The 18,385-nt window shown below is 62.2% G+C and carries 16 protein-coding genes and 1 pseudogene; 16 read left to right on the top strand and 1 reads right to left on the bottom strand.

The annotated features are described in order from the left end of the window. The first annotated feature begins 45 nt into the window (after positions 1 to 45). The 16 genes from L6D74_RS29970 (at position 46) to L6D74_RS07890 (ending at position 18,175) form a co-directional block, all read left to right on the top strand. Positions 46 to 171, top strand: a complete 126-nt coding sequence (locus L6D74_RS29970) for a hypothetical protein (RefSeq protein ID WP_256574488.1) — start codon at positions 46 to 48, stop codon at positions 169 to 171. After that, entirely contained in the window at positions 168 to 3,107 is a 2,940-nt protein-coding gene (gene glnE, locus L6D74_RS07960) for a bifunctional [glutamate--ammonia ligase]-adenylyl-L-tyrosine phosphorylase/[glutamate--ammonia-ligase] adenylyltransferase (RefSeq protein WP_236188620.1), read from the top strand. The genes L6D74_RS29970 and glnE overlap by 4 nt, the downstream gene beginning before the upstream one ends. A gap of 51 nt (positions 3,108 to 3,158) precedes the next feature. Continuing rightward, a complete protein-coding gene (gene waaF, locus L6D74_RS07955; RefSeq protein ID WP_039766536.1) occupies positions 3,159 to 4,193 on the top strand; it encodes a lipopolysaccharide heptosyltransferase II in 1,035 nt (344 codons plus the stop codon). 1 nt (position 4,194) lies between these two features. Further along, positions 4,195 to 5,256 carry a lipopolysaccharide heptosyltransferase I gene (gene waaC / locus L6D74_RS07950; protein ID WP_236188615.1) on the top strand — a complete coding sequence of 354 codons (1,062 nt, stop codon included), beginning with the start codon at positions 4,195 to 4,197 and terminating at the stop codon, positions 5,254 to 5,256. Beyond that, the gene (locus L6D74_RS07945) at positions 5,256 to 6,377 is read left to right on the top strand and encodes a glycosyltransferase family 4 protein (RefSeq protein WP_064593003.1); all 1,122 of its coding nucleotides are present in this window, start codon (positions 5,256 to 5,258) and stop codon (positions 6,375 to 6,377) included. Before waaC ends, L6D74_RS07945 begins: the two co-directional genes overlap by 1 nt. Then, positions 6,378 to 7,184, top strand: coding sequence for a lipopolysaccharide core heptose(I) kinase RfaP (rfaP, locus tag L6D74_RS07940; RefSeq protein ID WP_064593004.1), 807 nt, complete (start codon positions 6,378 to 6,380; stop codon positions 7,182 to 7,184). Next, positions 7,184 to 7,918, top strand: a complete 735-nt coding sequence (locus tag L6D74_RS07935) for a lipopolysaccharide kinase InaA family protein (RefSeq protein WP_064593006.1) — start codon at positions 7,184 to 7,186, stop codon at positions 7,916 to 7,918. Before rfaP ends, L6D74_RS07935 begins: the two co-directional genes overlap by 1 nt. After that, positions 7,915 to 8,667: a lipopolysaccharide kinase InaA family protein gene (locus L6D74_RS07930; protein ID WP_236188606.1), complete on the top strand. Its 753-nt coding sequence runs from the start codon at positions 7,915 to 7,917 to the stop codon at positions 8,665 to 8,667. Before L6D74_RS07935 ends, L6D74_RS07930 begins: the two co-directional genes overlap by 4 nt. Next, a complete protein-coding gene (locus L6D74_RS07925) occupies positions 8,667 to 10,118 on the top strand; it encodes a lipopolysaccharide kinase InaA family protein (protein WP_085611098.1) in 1,452 nt (483 codons plus the stop codon). The genes L6D74_RS07930 and L6D74_RS07925 overlap by 1 nt, the downstream gene beginning before the upstream one ends. Positions 10,119 to 10,277: 159 nt before the next feature. Next, entirely contained in the window at positions 10,278 to 10,613 is a 336-nt protein-coding gene (locus tag L6D74_RS07920; protein ID WP_064593018.1) for a YceK/YidQ family lipoprotein, read from the top strand. Positions 10,614 to 10,885: 272 nt separating this feature from the next. Beyond that, positions 10,886 to 12,643, top strand: coding sequence for a carbamoyltransferase family protein (locus tag L6D74_RS07915; RefSeq protein ID WP_007952261.1), 1,758 nt, complete (start codon positions 10,886 to 10,888; stop codon positions 12,641 to 12,643). Continuing rightward, positions 12,627 to 13,757: a glycosyltransferase gene (locus tag L6D74_RS07910; RefSeq protein ID WP_064593022.1), complete on the top strand. Its 1,131-nt coding sequence runs from the start codon at positions 12,627 to 12,629 to the stop codon at positions 13,755 to 13,757. The genes L6D74_RS07915 and L6D74_RS07910 overlap by 17 nt, the downstream gene beginning before the upstream one ends. Next, positions 13,757 to 14,653, top strand: a complete 897-nt coding sequence (locus L6D74_RS07905) for an antimicrobial resistance protein Mig-14 (RefSeq protein WP_236188602.1) — start codon at positions 13,757 to 13,759, stop codon at positions 14,651 to 14,653. The genes L6D74_RS07910 and L6D74_RS07905 overlap by 1 nt, the downstream gene beginning before the upstream one ends. An 8-nt stretch (positions 14,654 to 14,661) precedes the next feature. Next, on the top strand, positions 14,662 to 16,107 hold the full coding sequence (locus L6D74_RS07900; protein WP_085648053.1) for a PIG-L family deacetylase: 1,446 nt from the start codon (positions 14,662 to 14,664) through the stop codon (positions 16,105 to 16,107). Beyond that, positions 16,104 to 17,258: a glycosyltransferase gene (locus L6D74_RS07895; protein ID WP_064593035.1), complete on the top strand. Its 1,155-nt coding sequence runs from the start codon at positions 16,104 to 16,106 to the stop codon at positions 17,256 to 17,258. Before L6D74_RS07900 ends, L6D74_RS07895 begins: the two co-directional genes overlap by 4 nt. Before the next feature lie 32 nt (positions 17,259 to 17,290). Beyond that, positions 17,291 to 18,175 (top strand): glycosyltransferase, encoded by an 885-nt coding sequence (locus tag L6D74_RS07890; RefSeq protein WP_064600654.1) that lies wholly within the window; start codon positions 17,291 to 17,293, stop codon positions 18,173 to 18,175. 49 nt (positions 18,176 to 18,224) lie between these two features. Here the strand turns inward: L6D74_RS07890 and L6D74_RS07885 are convergent. After that, positions 18,225 to 18,353, bottom strand: a pseudogene (locus tag L6D74_RS07885) (acyltransferase family protein); the annotation flags it as partial. Between the last annotated feature and the right edge of the window lie 32 nt (positions 18,354 to 18,385).

The following is an 18,385-nucleotide window of genomic DNA, read 5'->3' as shown; positions in this document are numbered from 1 at the left end:
ATCGTTAAGGTTGGTCTTTAGCCATCCGAAAAAGGTGAAAGTTTGATGCTGGCTGCCAAAGAAAAAGAAATTTCAGCTATTTCTCACTTTTGTTCGACAGTCCTTCGCGTAGCGGTTTTTCATTCATCACTACAAGCGGCCATTTACACGCCGATCAAGGATAGACCATGACCCTGCCCGCGCTTGCCGAACTGCCCGCCATTCTCCTGCCGTTGGTCAGCCGATCGGAGCAGTCGTTCCGTGCGGCCGTCGCGCAACTGGAAGACGATCACGGCTTCTCGTCCTGGACGCCGGAACGCTGGGCGCAGTTCGCCCGCGTCAGCGCCGCCAGCGATTTCGTCATTGAACAGAGCGTTCGTGACCCTTTGATGTTGTTGTCGCTGGTGCAGTCCGGCGAACTCGACCGGGCATTCGCTCCCGGCGAGTTGTGCGGGCAGATGGCGGCTGCGGTCGGCACCGCGCAGACCGAAGACGAATTGGGCCGCGTCCTGCGCCGTCAGCGCACCCGGCATCAGGTGCGGATCATCTGGCGCGACCTCAACCGCCAGGCCGATCTGGTGCAGACCTGCCGCGATCTCTCGGACATGGCCGACGCCAGCATCGATCAGGCCTATCAATGGTTGTACCGCCGCCATTGCGACCAGTTCGGCACGCCGACCGGCCGACGCAGCGGCGAACCACAGCAAATGGTCATCCTCGGCATGGGCAAGCTCGGCGCGGTCGAGCTCAACCTGTCCTCGGACATCGACCTGATCTTCGCCTACCCCGAGGGCGGCGAAACCGTCGGCGTGAAACGCCCGCTGGATAACCAGGAATTTTTCATCCGCCTCGGCCAGCGCCTGATCAAGGCCCTCGACCCGATCACCGTCGACGGTTTCGTGTTTCGCGTCGACATGCGCCTGCGCCCGTACGGCTCGTCCGGTGCGCTGGTGCTGAGCTTCAATGCGCTGGAGCAGTATTACCAGGATCAGGGCCGCGACTGGGAACGCTACGCGATGATCAAGTCGCGGGTGGTGGCTGGCGATCAGGTGGCGGGCGAGCAATTGCAGGAAATGCTGCGGCCGTTCGTTTACCGGCGCTATCTGGACTTCTCGGCGATCGAAGCGCTGCGCACCATGAAGCAGCTGATCCAGCAGGAGGTGCGGCGCAAGGGCATGGCCGACAACATCAAGCTGGGCTCCGGTGGTATCCGTGAAGTCGAGTTCATCGCCCAGGCTTTTCAATTGATTCACGGTGGTCGCGACCTGAGTCTGCAACAGCGCCCTCTATTAAAGGTGTTGAGTACGCTCGAAGGGCAGGGCTATCTGCCGCCGGCGGTGATCAGCGAGCTGCGCGAAGGTTACGAATTCCTGCGTTACACCGAACACGCGATCCAGGCGATTGCCGACCGCCAGACCCAGATGCTCCCGGACAGCGCTCAGGATCAGGCGCGAATCGCGTTCATGCTCGGTTTTGCCGACTGGGAGGCGTTCCACGAGAAGCTGATGTTCTGGCGCGGCCGCGTGGCCTGGCACTTCGCGCAAGTGATCGCCGATCCGGATGAGGACGAAGGCGTCGAGAGTGAAGTGGTGGTCGGCGGTGAATGGCTGCCGCTGTGGGAAGAGGCTCAGGACGAAGAGGCCGCCTGTCGTCAGCTGGAAGAGGGCGGTTTCGCTGACGCGACCAAGGCCTTGAAGGCATTGGCGAGCCTACGCGCCAGCCCGCAGTTGCGAGCGATGCAGCGTCTGGGGCGCGAACGTCTCGATGCCTTTATTCCGCGCCTGCTCGCCCAGGCGGTGGAGCATGAAAATCCCGATCTGGTGCTTGAGCGGGTGCTGCCGTTGGTCGAAGCGGTGGCCCGGCGTTCGGCTTATCTGGTGCTGCTGACCGAAAACCCCGGCGCGCTGCGTCGCTTGCTGACGCTGTGCGCCGCCAGCCCGTGGATCGCCGAGCAGATCACCCGTTTCCCGCTGCTGCTCGATGAACTGCTTAACGAAGGCCGGCTGTTCAAGCCGCCGCTGGCGCCGGAGCTGGCCGCCGAGTTGCGCGAGCGCCTGACCCGGATCCCGGAAGACGACCTCGAACAACAGATGGAAGCCCTGCGTCATTTCAAACTGGCGCACCGCTTGCGGGTCGCTGCCTCGGAAATCGCCGGCAGCCTGCCGTTGATGAAAGTCAGCGATTACCTGACCTGGCTGGCCGAGGCGATTCTGGAGCAAGTGCTCGCCCTGGCCTGGCGTCAGACCGTGGCCAAATACGGCACGCCGCTGCGCACCGATGGCACGCTGTGCGATCCCGGCTTCATCATTGTCGGTTATGGAAAAGTCGGCGGGATCGAGTTGGGGCATGGTTCGGATCTGGATCTGGTGTTCATCCACGATGGCGATCAGCAGGCCGAAACCGATGGCCCGAAACCCATCGATGGCACGCAGTTTTTCACCCGGCTCGGCCAGCGGATCATTCACTTGCTGACGGCGCAGACCAACTCCGGTCAGCTGTACGAAGTGGACATGCGCCTGCGGCCGTCCGGGGCGTCCGGGTTGCTGGTCAGTTCGCTCGGCGCGTTTGCGCGCTATCAGGAAAATGAAGCCTGGACCTGGGAACATCAGGCCCTGGTGCGGGCGCGGGTGCTGGTGGGCAGCCAGGATGTCGGCCAGGCCTTCGAGAGCGTGCGGGCCCAGGTGCTGGGCAAGGCTCGGGATCTGGCGAAACTGCAACAGGAAGTGAGCGAGATGCGCGCCAAGATGCGTGACAACCTCGGCAGCAAGAGCACCGCCGCCGGCACCGGGGCGAATGCCTTCGAGGCCACGGCGCCGTTCGACCTCAAGCAGGACGCCGGAGGTATCGTCGATATTGAATTTATGGTGCAATACGCGGCCCTGGCGTGGTCGCAGACCCACCCGCCGTTGCTGCGCTGGACGGACAATATCCGCATTCTGGAAGAGCTGGAGCACGAAGGGCTGATGCCGGCCGAAGACGCCAGCCTGTTGCGCGAGGCCTACAAGGCCTATCGTTCCGCCGCCCACCGGCAGGCCTTGCAGAAGGACGCCGGGGTGATACCGGGCGATCAGTTCGCGGACGAACGGCGGCAGGTGATGCGGATCTGGCGTGAGCTGGGGCTAAGCTGATTCTCGAGACGGGGAGGCGTGAAGCCTCCCCGGTTCGTTTATGGAAACCACATGAATATTCTGATCGTTGGGCCCAGTTGGGTCGGTGACATGGTGATGGCGCAGACACTGTTTCAGTGTCTCAAGCAGCGCCACCCGCAGTGCGAAATCGACGTGCTGGCCCCGGAGTGGAGCCGGCCGATCCTCGAACGCATGCCCGAAGTGCGCAAGGCCTTGAGCTTCCCGCTCGGCCACGGCGCGCTGGAGCTGGCGACCCGTCGGCGGATCGGCAAATCCCTGGCCGGCCAGTACGACCAGGCGATCCTGCTGCCGAACTCGTTGAAGTCGGCGCTGGTGCCGTTCTTCGCCGGCATCCCGAAACGCACCGGCTGGCGCGGCGAATTCCGCTACGGCCTGCTCAATGACGTGCGCACGCTGGATAAAGAGCGTTATCCGCTGATGATCGAGCGTTTCATGGCGCTGGCTTACGAGCCGAACGCCGAACTGCCGAAACCTTATCCGCGCCCGAGCCTGCAGATCGATCCGGTGACCCGCGAGGCTGCATTGGCGAAGTTCGGCCTGACCCTCGATCGCCCGGTGCTGGTGTTGTGCCCCGGCGCCGAATTCGGTGAAGCCAAGCGCTGGCCGTCCGAGCATTACGCCAAGGTCGCCGAGGCGCGGATTCGCGAAGGCTGGCAGGTCTGGCTGTTCGGTTCGAAGAACGATCACGCGGTGGGCGAAGACATTCGCGCGCGGCTGATTCCGGGCCTGCGCGAAGAGTCCGTGAACCTCAGCGGCGGCACTTCGCTGGCCGAGGCCATCGACCTGATGTCCTGCGCCGACTCGGTGGTCTCCAACGATTCCGGTCTGATGCACGTGGCTGCCGCGTTGAATCGCCCGTTGGTGGCGGTCTACGGGTCGACCTCGCCGGGTTTCACTCCGCCGTTGGCCGAGCATGTGGAAATCGTCCGCCTGGGTCTCGATTGCAGCCCTTGCTTCGATCGCACCTGCCGTTTCGGCCATTACAACTGCCTGCGCCAGCTGATGCCGGACGCGGTCAACGATGCCTTGCAGCGTTTGCAGGGCTCTGTGGTCGAGGTCCATTAACTTGCGGGTATTGCTGATCAAGACTTCATCGCTGGGCGACGTGATTCACGCGTTGCCGGCGCTGACCGACGCCGCCCGGGCCATTCCCGGGATCAAGTTCGACTGGGTGGTGGAAGAAGGCTTCGCCGAGATTCCGACCTGGCACCCGGCGGTGGGCAAGGTGATTCCGGTGGCGATCCGCCGCTGGCGCAAAAATGTCTGGAAAACCATCACCAGCGGCGAGTGGAAGCGCTTCAAGCAATCCGTTCGGGCGAACAAATATGACCTGGTGATCGACGCTCAGGGCCTGCTGAAAAGCGCCTGGCTGACCCGCTATGTCAAAGCCCCGGTGGCCGGTCTCGACAAGGGCTCGGCCCGCGAGCCGATCGCCGCGCGCTTTTATGACCGCAAACTGGCGGTGGCCCTTGGGCAGCACGCCGTCGAACGTGTGCGCCAGTTGTTCGCCATTGCTTTGGGTTACGACTTGCCCAAAGGCCTGGGCGATTACGGCCTTAACGTCGAGCGTCTGGTCGAACTGCCGCGCAAGAATGCCTACGTGGTGTTCCTGCATGGCACCACCTGGGACACCAAACACTGGCCGGAAGCCTACTGGCGCGAGCTCACCGAACGGGTCGGCTACCTCGGCGTCGGGATCAAGCTGCCGTGGGGCAATCCGCTGGAGAAGGCTCGGGCCGAGCGCATCGCCGCCGGTTTCAAACACGCCGAAGTGCTGCCGAAGCTGAACCTGGCCGGGGTCGGCAAGGTATTGGCCGGCGCCCAGGCCTGCGTCGCGGTGGACACCGGTCTTGGTCACCTTGCCGCCGCTTTGGATGTGCCGACGATTTCCCTGTTCGGTCCGACCAATCCGGGCCTGACCGGCGCCTACGGCAAGCTGCAGGTTCACCTCGGCAGCGATTTCCCGTGCGCGCCGTGCCTGCAAAAGAAATGTACGTATCAACCGACCGCGCAGGATGCCCGTCAGTTTGACCTGAAACGCGAGTGGCCCCTGTGCTTCACGCGTCTGAATCCCGAGCGTGTTGCCAGCCGACTGAGCACGTTGTTGATGGCTGAGGAGCTGCGCTGATGCAATTGGCTTTTGTCCTGTACAAATATTTCCCGTTTGGTGGCTTGCAGCGCGATTTCATGCGCATCGCCCTCGAATGCCAGAAGCGCGGGCACCAGATCCGCGTCTACACCCTGATCTGGGAAGGTGACGTGCCGCCCGGTTTCGAAGTGCTGGTGGCGCCGGTCAAGGCGTTCTTCAATCACCGCCGCAACGAAAAGCTCAGCGCGTGGATGGAAGCGGACCTGGCCAAGCGCCCGGTGGATCGCCTGATCGGCTTCAACAAGATGCCGGGGCTGGACGTCTACTACGCCGCCGACGGCTGCTTCGAAGACAAGGCGCAGAACCTGCGCCATTCGCTGTATCGCCGCTGGGGCCGCTACCGCCACTTCGCTGAATACGAGCGCGCGGTGTTCGCCAAGGATGCGAAGACCGAAGTGCTGATGATTTCCGAAGTGCAGCAGCCGCTGTTCATCAAGTATTACGACACACCGCTGGAGCGCTTCCACCTGCTGCCGCCGGGCATCGCCCAGGATCGTCGCCGTCCGGCGGATGCCGACCGGATTCGCGCCGGTTTCCGCGCCGAATTCAATCTGAAGGACGACGAACTGCTGCTGGTGCAGATCGGCTCCGGATTCAAGACCAAGGGCGTCGATCGCAGCCTGAAAGCGCTGGCCGCACTGCCCGCCGAGCTGAAGAAACGCACCCGGCTGTTTGTAATCGGCCAGGATGACCCCAAATTGTTCCAGATGCAGAGTGCGACGCTGGGCCTGGGCGACAACGTGACGTTCCTCAAGGGGCGCAGCGATATCCCGCGTTTCCTGCTCGGCGCCGACCTGTTGATCCACCCGGCGTACAACGAAAACACCGGTACGGTGCTGCTTGAAGCGCTGGTCGCCGGGTTGCCGGTACTGGTCAGCGCGGTCTGCGGTTATGCCCATTACATCGCCGAGGCCGACGCCGGGCGAGTGCTGGACGAACCGTTCGATCAGGCGCAACTGACGCAATACCTGACCGACATGTTGAACGACGACGCTGCGCGGGCGGCCTGGAGCCGCAACGGTCTGGCCTTCGCCGAGACGGCCGACCTCTACAGCATGCCGCAGCACGCGGCCGATGTGATTCTGGCGGAGCACGCTTAAATGAAGTTGATGCTGGCTGAACCGTTCAAGAGCCTGTGGGCCGGACGTGACCCGTTCGCCGAGGTCGAGGGCTTGCAGGGCGAGGTGTACCGCGAGCTGGAAGCCCGCCGGACGTTGCGCACGGAAGTCGACGGCAATGGCTTTTTCGTCAAGATTCACCGCGGTATCGGTTGGGGCGAGATCTTCAAGAACCTGCTGACTGCCAAGCTGCCGGTGCTCGGCGCGGGCCAGGAATGGAAAGCCATCCAGCGCTTGCAGGAAGTCGGCGTGCCGACCATGACCGCCGTCGCGTACGGCGAGAAGGGCAGCAACCCGGCGGATCAGCATTCGTTCATCGTCACCGAAGAGCTGGCGCCGACCATCAGCCTCGAAGACTTCAGCATCGACTGGGTCAAGCAACCGCCGCAGCCAAGACTCAAGCGAGCGCTGATCGCCGAGGTCGCGCGCATGACCGGCATGATGCACCGCGCCGGGGTCAACCACCGCGACTGCTACATCTGCCACTTTCTGCTGCACACCGACAAACCGGTCACCCCGGAAGATTTCAAACTCTCGGTGATCGACCTGCACCGTGCCCAGACCCGTGCGGCGATCACCCAGCGCTGGCGTAACAAGGATCTGGCGGCGCTGTACTTCTCAGCGCTGGACATCGGCCTGACCCGCCGCGACAAATTGCGCTTCCTCAAAGGCTACTTCCAGCAACCGCTGCGCCAGATCCTGGCTGAAGAAGCGCCGTTGCTGAGCTGGCTCGAAGGCAAGGCCAACAAGCTCTACGCGCGCAAGCAACGTTACGGGGATGCGCTCTGATGGCGGGTTGGAATCTGGAGCCTGAGTACAGTGAACTTGCGCAGTATTTCGGTAGCCTCGAAGCGGTATTCGCCCTTCAGGGCGAGCGCCTGACCCGCGATCCCTTGTCCGAAGTCATTCGCGTGCAGCTCAGCGGCGTCAACTATTACGTGAAGCGCTACAGCGGTGCCGGCAAGGGCCTGCGGCGTTATCTGGGCAAGCCCCGGGTGAAGATGGAATGGCAGAACCTCAAGCGCTTCGCCAAGTGGGGCATTCCCACCGCCGAAGTGGTGGCGTGGGGGCTGGAGCGCAACGGCATGGCCTACGATCGCGGGGCGATGATCACCCGTGAACTGCCGCGCACCGAAGACCTGTCGGCACTGGCCGAGCGCAACGATCCCAAGCTCAGGGATCGTGCCTGGGTCGACGGCGTCAGCCGGCAACTGGCCGGTTATACGCGTGTGATGCACGACCACCGCTTTACCCATAACGATCTGAAGTGGCGCAACCTGCTGATCGACGATCAGGCGCAGTTGTATCTGATCGACTGCCCGAACGGCGATTTCTGGCGCGGTTTCTGGCTCAAGTACCGGATCACCAAGGATCTGGCCTGCCTCGACAAGGTGGCCAAGTATCACCTGTCGAACACCCAGCGCCTGCGCTTCTACCTGCAATACCGCCAGCGTGACCGGCTGAATGCCGCCGACAAGCAACGGATTCGCCACGTGGTGAGATTTTTCGAGGGACGTGAATGACTGATTTTCTCGCCGAAGAAGACCGTGCACTGCTTGAGCGCCACGGTCTAGGTACTTTTGACGCCCTGTGGGCCAAGCAGCTTGAGGCTGTAGATGAACCCAACACCGCCCGTGGCGGCTGGAGCAGCGTGTTTCGTCTGGAGCTGGAAGGCCAGGGTTACTACCTCAAGCGCCAGAGCAATTACCTGACCCGCACCTTGCATGCGCCGTTCGGCGAACCCAGTTTCGCCCGCGAATTTCGCAATATCAGCCGATATCGCAAACTCGGCATTCCTGCGCTGCAAGCAGCTTTTTTCGGTGAGCGCAAAGTCGACGGCGAAATCCGCGCGATCCTGCTGACGCGCGCGCTGGATGGCTGGAGCGACCTTGAGTCGCTGCTGGCGCGCTGGTCGCAACTCGGTGCAACGCAACAAACGGCGATCCTCAAGGCCTGCGGGCTGCTGGCTCGGCATCTGCACGGCGTACGCCAGGTGCACGGCTGTTTCTATCCCAAGCACATTTTTCTGCGGGCCAACGGTGACGAGTACCAGGCGCAACTGATCGACCTGGAAAAAACCCGACCGTTATTGTTCGGCATGCGTGACCGGATCAAGGACCTGGAGCCGCTGCAACGCCGCGCACCGGAGTGGAGCGACGCGCAATTGCGTGAGTTGCTGGCGGCTTACCTCGATCAGCCCGCCGACAGCTCGCTGATCGACAGCTGGCTCGCCCGGCTGACCGCACGACGTAGTCACAAGGAGACCCGCTGATGCAGCTGTCCGAGCTGACCGGTGTCGGGCGAACCCCGCCACTGCCACTGTCGGTAGCCCTCGCCGATGCGGCCGGTCCTGCGGACTTGCAATTGTTGAGTCTGTTGCGCGTGTTGCCGGGGCAGCGTTATGTCGGTGCCGGTGTGTGGCGCGGGCGTCCGGTGCTGGCCAAGTTACTGGTCGGCAACAAGGCAGCGCGACATTTTCAGCGTGAACTGGAGGGCGTGAAACTGCTCGCCGCCCAAGGCATGACCACGCCGTTGCTGCTGGCTGATGGTCTGAAGGATGGCGAAGGCGGCTGGTTGCTGTTCGAGTTCCTTGAAGGCGCCGAGAGTCTGGGCGATGCCTGGAGCAAGGTCGAATCCCTGCCGGTGCTGGCCGACGAACAATCGGCGGTGCTGGCCGAAGCGCTCGGCGCCATCGGTCAATTGCACGGCAAAGGCCTGTGGCAGGAAGACCTGCACCTGGACAACCTGCTGCGCCACGGCGGCCAACTTTATCTGATCGACGGCGCCGGTATCCGTGTGGAAACTGCCGGCCAGCCATTGTCCCGGCAAAAAGTGCTGGAAAACCTCGGGGTGTTTTTCGCCCAGTTGCCCAAATCGCTCGAGCCGTTCACCGAAGAATTGCTGGTGTATTACCTGCTGAGCAACAGCGAGCACGCATTGCCGCTGGAAGCCCTGCAAAAACAGATCGACAAGGTGCGCGCCTGGCGCTTGAAGGATTACCTGATCAAGGTCGGTCGTGAATGCACGCTGTTCAGCGTCAAGCGTGGTGCATTTGCTCTGCGGTCGATTCGCCGCGAGGAAGAGTCCGCGATGCTGCCGGTGCTGGAGCAGGCGGATGCCCTGCTCGATCAAGGACATCTGTACAAGACCGGCGGCGCGGCCAGTGTCGGCAAGGTCGAGGTCGCGGGGCGTGCGCTGGTGATCAAACGCTACAACATCAAGAATTTTGCCCATTGGCTCAAGCGCTTCTGGCGTCCGAGCCGTGCCTGGCACTCCTGGCGCGAAGGCAATCGCCTGGCGTTCCTCGGCATCGCCACGCCAAAACCGCTGGCGGTGCTGGAAACCCGGTTTTTCTGGTTGCGCAGCAAGGCTTATCTGATCACCGAGTACCTGGCCGGGCCGGACATCATCGAGCGCTTTGCGCCTTATGTCGAAAGCGGCGCGGCGCCGGAAAACGAGTTGCAGGCACTGGACCGGCTGTTTGCACGGCTGATCGCCGAACGCATCAGCCATGGCGACTTCAAGGGGCACAACCTGTTCTGGCAGGAAGACCGCTGGGCGCTGATCGATCTGGACTCGATGTGTCAGCACGGCTCGGTGGGCAGCTTCGCCCCGGCTTATGCCCGGGACCGTGCGCGGTTCATGCGCAACTGGCCTGAAAGCAGTGCGCTGTATCAGGTGATTGATCAGCGCTTGCCCAGGGATGTAGCGGGCACTGCGTGATTATTTTCGCCAGCGCGTAAGACGTTTCTGCAGTTGGATCCGGGTGAGGCATGTGGCGACAAATCCTTGTGACTTGTCCTACGGCCTTCCCGGAACCCATGAACTGCCCCTCGCAAAACCCCGATGTTAGTTTGCCCCGACGTTCCCGGAGGGCAAATCTTGACCATCAAAAACGCTATCACGATCGGCGCATTTTCCCTGGCACTGTCCGGCTGCGGCACCGCCGTCACGGTGTTGCAGGACGATGAAGATGCCACGCGCGGCCTGCGCAAACAGAAGACCTACTGTCAGTCGATTCCGCGCATCTACAGCGGACTCGCCCATGATTTCTGCCTGCTGCACGCGCCGCCCGACCCTACTGGCATTCTGGTGCCGGTCGTCCTGCTCGACCTGACCCTGTCCGGCGTCTTCGACACGGCTTTCCTGCCGTACACGATCTATCGCCAGGCGGTGGACGGGAATATCAGTGTTTATTGGCGATCAAGCCGCGGGTGAGGCTTTTAAAACTTTTGCGGCTTCCAGAAAGCGAAAAGCCCCGGTGATCTCACCGAGGCATCAACGCCGACCGGGATCTCCCAGTCCGTTTGCAGGGGAGTCTAAGTTGAAGCTTCTGTTGCGTCAACGCACCGGCCGGCCAGTTCCGCTAGAGGTTTGTCGGCGCTTTTAAGCTATAATCCCGCCCTTTAGCTGTCTCTCGCCCGGTGCGAGGGCACATCATTTTTCCAGGCGCATCGCGCCTGAATGCAGACTAAAGAGGCTAGACCCCTGTGGCATTGACGATTCTTGGCCTGTCCGGCGCCCTTAGCCATGATCCTTCAGCAGCCTTGTACATCGACGGCAAGCTGGTCGCGGCGGCTGAGGAAGAGCGCTTCGTGCGCGATAAACATGCAAAGAACCGCATGCCCTACGAATCGGCGAAGTTCTGCCTGGAGCAGGCAGGCATCAAACCGTCCGACGTAGACGTGGTCGCGATTCCGTTCGCTCCGATCAGCATTTTCGGCAAGGCCCGCTGGCAGTACGCCAAGCGTTACTGGTACGCCCCGGACCGTGCACTCGACGCGATCCTGATGGGCAACCGTCGCTACAAGCGCTATCGCAACAAGATCGTCTGGTGTCTGGAGCAACTGGGCTTCGATCCGAAGAAAATCAAGATCGAGCCGGTTGAACACCACCTGGCCCACGCTTCCAGCGCCTACCACTGCTCGGGTTTCAAAGAGAAAACCGCGATCCTCGGCATCGACGGCAAGGGCGAGTACGCCACGACCTTCTTCGGTTATGGCGAGAACGGCAAGATCCACAAGATCAAGGAATTCTTCGATCCGGACTCCCTCGGCGGCCTGTACGGCGCGATCACCGAGTTCCTCGGTTTCGACATGCTCGACGGCGAGTTCAAGGTCATGGGCATGGCGCCGTACGGCGACGCCAGCAAATACGATTTCTCGCGCCTGGCTTCATTCGAAAACGGCGAGCTGGTGATCAACACCGACTACGCCAACGTGATCGGCCTGCGTCGCTATAAAGAGAAGGGCAAGGGTTACTACTTCTCGCCGAAGCTGATCGAGTGGCTGGGTCCGAAGCGCGAAGGCGACATCGCCGACGAGCCGTACATCCACTACGCCGCCAGCATTCAGGCGCTGTTCGAAAAAATCGCGCTGCAGATGATCGACTACTACCTGGGCGACGTGCTTAAGGAAACCGGCAAGCTGGCCTATGCCGGTGGCTGTGCGTTGAACGTCAAGCTCAACCAGAAAATCATCGCCCGCGACGACGTCAAGGAACTGTTCGTGCAGCCTGCCTCCGGCGATGCCGGCACCGCAGTCGGCGCAGCGGCCTATGTGTCCAACGCCCGTGGCGTGCCGGTCGAGAAGATGGAACACGTCTACCTCGGCCCGTCGTACAGCAACGAAGACGTGATCGCCGCATGTGCCCGTCACGAGAACAAGCCGACCTGGCGCAAGCTCGACAACATGCCGGAGCAGATCGCCAAAATCATGGTCGATGGCAACCCGGTGGCCTGGTTCCAGGGCCGCATGGAGTTCGGTCCGCGCGCGCTGGGCGGTCGTTCGATCATCGGTTGCCCGAGCGTGGCTGGCGTGGCTGACCGCATCAACCACCAGATCAAGTTCCGCGAGCGCTGGAGGCCTTTCTGCCCGTCGATGCTCGACACCGTTGCGCCACAGATGATCAAGATCGATCACCCGGCGCCGTTCATGACCTTCACCTTCGAAGTGGCGGAAGAGTGGAAAACCCGCGTGCCGGAAGTCGTCCACGAAGACGGCACGTCCCGGGCCCAGGTGCTCAAGCGCGAATACAACCCGCGCTACTATGACATGATGAAGGCGCTGGAAGTGCTGACCGGCAACGGCGTGTCCCTGAACACCTCGCTCAACCGCCGTGGCGAACCGATGATCTGCTCGCCGACCGACGCACTGAACATGTTTTTCGGCTCGGATCTGCAGTACCTGATCATGGAAGACATCCTGGTGGTCAAAGAAGGCGCAAACGCTTATGACACGCTCGGCTGAACGCCATGTGCTGCAGTTCTCCCACGGCTATGATGGCCCGTTCTTGGACTGCGCGCGGCAGTACGCCAGCCTGTTCGCAGGCACCGGTTATCGGGTCACCACGGTCTTTCTGACCGGGGCGGCCGATAGCGAGGTGGCCGCAGCCTGCGCCTCCGATGAAGTGTTGTTCATGGAATACAGCTCCAAGGCCATTCGTGGCCTGAAGCTGGGCGCCATCGGCGATCTGCGCAAGATCGCCGCTTCCCGCAATTTCAGTTTCTGCATCGCCCATCGTTTCAAGCCGATCTACATCGCCTTGCTCGGTACTTCCCTGCCGGTGATTGGCGTGCATCACGCGTTTGGCGATTACCAACGCGGCACGCGCAAACTCTTTGCGCACATTTTCCGCAAGCGTCTGAGCCTGCTCGGCGTGTCCGATGCGGTGCGCGACGACATGCGCCGTTGCCTGCCGAAATGGCCGGCAGCGCGCATCCAGACCCTCTACAACCGCATCGATATCTCCGCGTTGCAGATGAGTCAGGTTTCCGCCCGTGAAGCTCGCGAGACCCTTGGTCTGTCGGCGGATGCCTTCATTGTCGGCAATGTCGGTCGTCTGCACCCGGACAAGGATCAGGCCACGCTGCTGCACGGTTTTGCCGCGGCGCTGCCCGGTCTGCCGGCCAACAGCCAACTGGTGATTCTTGGCGAGGGGCGGCTTGAAGATGAACTCAAGACACTTGCCCGTGAGCTGGGCGTCGGGGATCGGGTGCTGTTTCTGGGCCAGGTGCCGGACGCGCGCAATTACTTCAGGGCGTTCGATGTGTTTGCCCTGAGTTCCGACAATGAGCCGTTTGGCATGGTGCTGCTGGAGGCCATGGCCGCCGGCGTGCCGTTGCTGGCCACGGCGTGCGGCGGGGCGAAGGAAGTGGTCGAAGGCGTCGGGATCCTGTTTCCGCTGGGCGACGCCGAGCATCTGGCCCAAGGCCTGAAACATCTGGCCGGCATGGACGAGCAGCAGCGTCGTCAGTGCGCCGAGATGATGTTCGACCGCCTGCGCGAGCGCTTCTCCGACCGCGCCGTACGCGACACCTTCTGGCATTTGCCGCAAGTTATCGATCTGGCACCGAGGGGCTGATGCTCAACCGATTTCAAGGCTGGCGCGAACGTGGCTGGTCGCCCGTTGACGCCTCAACTTATGCACGGGCCTGGCAACGTTTCGGCGGCAGCGTCGCGACTCATCCCATGGTGGTCGAGCGTCTGGCGAATCTGGCCGGCATCCCCGTGCGTTATCTGGCCTGGGAGCAACAGGGCGAAGTCAAAGCCGCGATCCCGACCTGGGGCCGCGACCTGGCCTTGTCCAAGGACGTGCTCAAGCGCAACGGCAAGAAAGGCCTGTTCGACCTGGGCAACGCCGAGCTGATCCTGCCGGCCGCCGCCGATGCCCAGGCCCCGCTGCGCCATCGTGGGCGCTACCTGTCGGCGCTTAACGAAAACCGCTTCAGTGGCCTCAAGTTGCAGACCGAGCAACTGGCCATGGCCCGTACGCCCGAAGAACTGTCGAAGAAGTTTCGCTACAACCAGCGCCGTGAACTGCGCCTGCTGGAAGAGGCGGGCGGCGTGGTGCGGCCGGTCAGCGACTTCTGCAGTGCCGAACTGGCGGCGATCTACTGCGACCTGTTCCAGCGCCGCTGGGGTTTCCCGGCCACAGGTGCGGCGTGCATGGCCGAAGTCATCGAACTGCTGCGCGAGTTGTTGATCGGCTCGGTGATCTTCCTCAACGACGCGCCGATCGCCATCCAACTGGTGTACCGCGTCGAAGCCCCGGAGTGGATCAGCGTCGAGTACATCAACGGCGGCGTCGACCCTGAAACCCGCGAGTTCAGCCCTGGCAGCGTTCTGAGTTTCCTCAATACGCAATCTGCCTGGGAACATGCCCGGGCCCTGAACAAGCCGCTGCGCTTTTCCTTCGGTCGCGCCGACCGTGAATACAAGGATCGCTGGTGCAATCCTGTGCCGGTCTTCACTGTATGAGTCAACCCATGAGCCGCAAACAGCAACTGCTCAAGCGTCACCGGCGCAATAAACGAATCGGCCTGCTGATCGCACTGGTCGTGTTGATCGCCCTTGGCTTGCTGGTGGCCTGGTGGCTGCCGCTGGTGCTGGCGGTCATTGGCTGGATTGCCCATGAGGCGTGGTTCGCCGATCACCTGTTCTATTCGCCGAAAGACGATTACCAATACAGTTTTCCGCCGTTCACCCCGCAGCCAAAAGTGCATTTGAGCGGTGAGCAATTGCGCCTTGACGAGGGCGTGATGCTGGTGGACGACGCCACGCTGATCCTCGCCGTGAAGGTTAAAAGCAGCTTCCTGGGACGCTTCTTTGATCCTCGGGTCGAGTTGGCCGGTGGCCCCCATCCCGACGTGCAGACGTTCGAGCGCGGCGTCAACGGTCTGCGTTATCTGAACCTCAGTGGACAGGCGCAGGCGCTGTCGCAAGGCCACTTGCGTCTGCGCGGGCGCTTTTGCCGGGTGTCCGGCGAGCCGCTGCTGTGGGCGCTGGAGCAACCGGACTACCGCCAGCAGCGGGTGATGGTGATCGCCCCGCACGCCGACGATGCCGAGCTGGCCGCCTACGGTCTCTACAGCCAGGCCAAAGAAGCCTGGATCGTGACCCTGACCGCTGGCGAGATCGAAGCCGAACACTATCAACAGATGGGCCTGAACAAGGTCGAGGCGGCGCGGCTCAAGGGCCGCTTGCGTGCCTGGGACAGCCTGGCCGTACCGCGCTGGGCCGGTGTGCCGCAGGAACATTGCGTGCAGCTCGGGTATTTCTGCCTGCAACTGGCGGCGATGCAGGCTGCGCCGAATCAGCCCATTGGTTCGCGGGAAGCGGATCTGAGCGACACGCGAATGTTCCGTCAGTTGAATCCGTTTGCCTTGCCCGGCGATGCCGACGGCGCACCGACCTGGAACAATCTGCTGGCCGACCTGCGTGACGTGCTGTCCCGCGCGCGCCCGGATGTGATTGTGCTGCCGCACCCGACACTGGATCCGCATCCCGATCACATCTGCGCCCAAGAGGCGGTGCTGGAAGCCTTGCGCGGTCTCGATTACCAACCGACGCTGCTCGGTTACGCCAACCACTTGCACGACAACGACCGATGGCCGATGGGCGACAGCGGGCAGGGCATTGCCCTGCCGCCGACGTTCGATGCGACCCTCGCGATGCAGCCGCTGTGCCTGCCGCTGTCGCTCGAATTGCAGCGGGACAAGGCCATGGCGCTGGGCATGATGCATGACCTGCAGCCACCGGCCCCGTTCAAGCGTCGCCTGCGCCGGTTGTTTCAGCGACTGCTGGCCGGTCGGCGTCCGTCGGTTTATGGCGAGAACGAATTTTTCCGCAAAGCAATCAGACGCCAGGAGTTGTTCTGGGTACTGAAGCAGAGCGAAACAGGGGCGACGGCATCGCACCGGGGAGAGGTATGAGTCAACGCGCAAAGGTGCTGCAGCTGCAGCCCGATTACAACGTCAAATCCCATGATTTCGCCGACCTCGCCGAACAGATCGTCAAGGCGCTGCCGACCGACCGTTACGAAGTGACCGCCGCCTTCCTGCGCGGCAAACCCGGACCGGGCGAGGCGGTCAGCCGTGCCGACCGTTCGGTGTATTTCGAGTTTTCCGACAAGTCCCTCAAGGGCATGCGCCTGCGGGCGATGTGGCAGCTGTACAAGTTCTGCCGCCGGGAAAAATTCGACGTGGTGATCTGCAACCGCTTCAAACCGGTGAACATGATGCTGACGCTCAACCGCTGGTTGAAGGTGCCGTTGTGCATCGGTATTTCCCACGGCTTCGGCGAGTACGACCGCTTCTACCGTCGTCGCCAGACTCAGCGCCTGATTGATCGGCACTGGCGTTTCGTCGGCGTGTCGCCGGCGGTCAAACAGTACCTGCTGGACTGCGATTGCGGTTTCACTGACCAGAACACGTACGCGATCACCAACGCCATCGACATCGAGCAGGCCGAGGGTTTGCAGCACAGCCGCGAACGCGCGCGCGAAATGCTGGGGATCGACCCGGCGGTGCGCCTGATCGGGGCACTGGGGCGGCTGGTGTCGGTCAAGGGCCACACTTACCTGTTGCAGGCTTTCGCCCAACTCAAAGACAAATACCCGAACACCCAACTGGCAATCATCGGTGCCGGACGCCTGCAGGCGCCGCTGGCGGCCGAGATCGAACAGTTGGGCCTGACTGGCCGGGCGCATCTGCTGGGCTTCAAGGAAAACGCACTGCAATACGTGCGCGCGTTCGATATCTGGACCATGCCGTCGCTGGCCGAAGGCCTCGGTCTGGCCTTGCTGGAAGGCATGAGCGGGCACCTGCCGGTGATCGCCTCGAACGTGCCGGCCATGCTGCCGCTGATCGAAGGTGCCGGTGGCCTGTCGATCACGCCCAAGGACGTGCCGAGCCTGGTGGCGGCACTGGACACCTACCTCGCGCTGTCGGATGTCGAGCTCAAGGCCAAGGGCGAGCAGGCTTACCGCTACTTGCAGGAACAGCACGACATCGAGGTCTTCCGCCAGGAATACCTGAACCTGATCGACTCCGGCCTGGAGCAGGCCCGCAAGGAACAGCCATGAGCGAAGAAAGAGCCATGAGCGAGTCAGCAGCGATGAGCGATGCGCAACCCCTCGTCACCGTTATCATCGCGTCCTATAACCATGGGCCGTACATCGAGGAAAGCATCCTCAGCGTCATCAACCAGAGCTACCGGAACATCGAGCTGCTGGTGATCGACGACGGTTCGAAGGACGACAGCGTCGAGCGCATCAAGGCCTTGCAGGAAAAGCACGGCTTCGATTTCCGGGTGCAGCAGAACCAGGGCCTGACCAATACGCTCAATGGCGCGATCGCGCGGGCCAAGGGCAGCCTGATCGTGCCGTTCGGTTCCGACGACATCATGTACCCGGACCGGATCGCGACACAGGTCGCCTACATGGACGGCAAGCCGGAAGTGGGCATCTGCGCCGGCAACATCGAGTTGATGGATGCCGACGGCAATCTCTATCCGGAGAAGCGTCAGCGCCGGGACGTGCCGTTCCGGCGCCTGGATTTCGATGACATGTTTCTGGAGCGCAAGCCGTACCCGCCGGCGCCGACCCTGATGATCCGCCGCGAAGCACTGGACAAGGTGGGCGGGTTCGATCCGACGATTCGTCTGGAAGATCTGTACATCGAACTGAAAGTGACCCGCGCCGGGTACTTCATCGATGGGTTGAACGTGGTGATGGCGCGCTATCGCAAGCACGCCACCAACTCCTACAAGAACCACCGTTTCATGATCGAAAACATCCTGCGCACCTACGCGCGGTTCAGCGATCATCCGCTGTACGACGAAGTGCGCTACAAGTCGCTCAATTCGATGTTTCTGAAGACCGCCAACCGCGACCGCAAACTGGCGCGGGAGCTGCTGGCGCAGATTCCTTTCAAGGCCTGGAACAAGAAGACCTGGCGCGGGCTGGGCCGGTTACTGTTTTTGCCGCTGGAAAAAGACTGAGGTCGTTGTCGCTCGCACTCGGCGAGCGACTTTTTCCGCCAGTTACTTGCACGAAGCCATGGAGCAGATAGGTGCTGTAGCTGATTTCCCTCAGCCAGCGGATGCTGCGTGGTTTCAAGGCACCGAACAAAGTGTTGTCAGAAGCCACGATCACGAAAAACAGCGACAGCAGAAACAGAGGCGGTGACGATGGCCGGCAGAGGCGGCCAG

This window comes from Pseudomonas pharyngis, from assembly GCF_021602345.1.
GTDB classification, from domain to species: Bacteria; Pseudomonadota; Gammaproteobacteria; order Pseudomonadales; family Pseudomonadaceae; genus Aquipseudomonas; species Aquipseudomonas pharyngis.
This window is presented reverse-complemented; position numbering and strand designations above follow the sequence as displayed.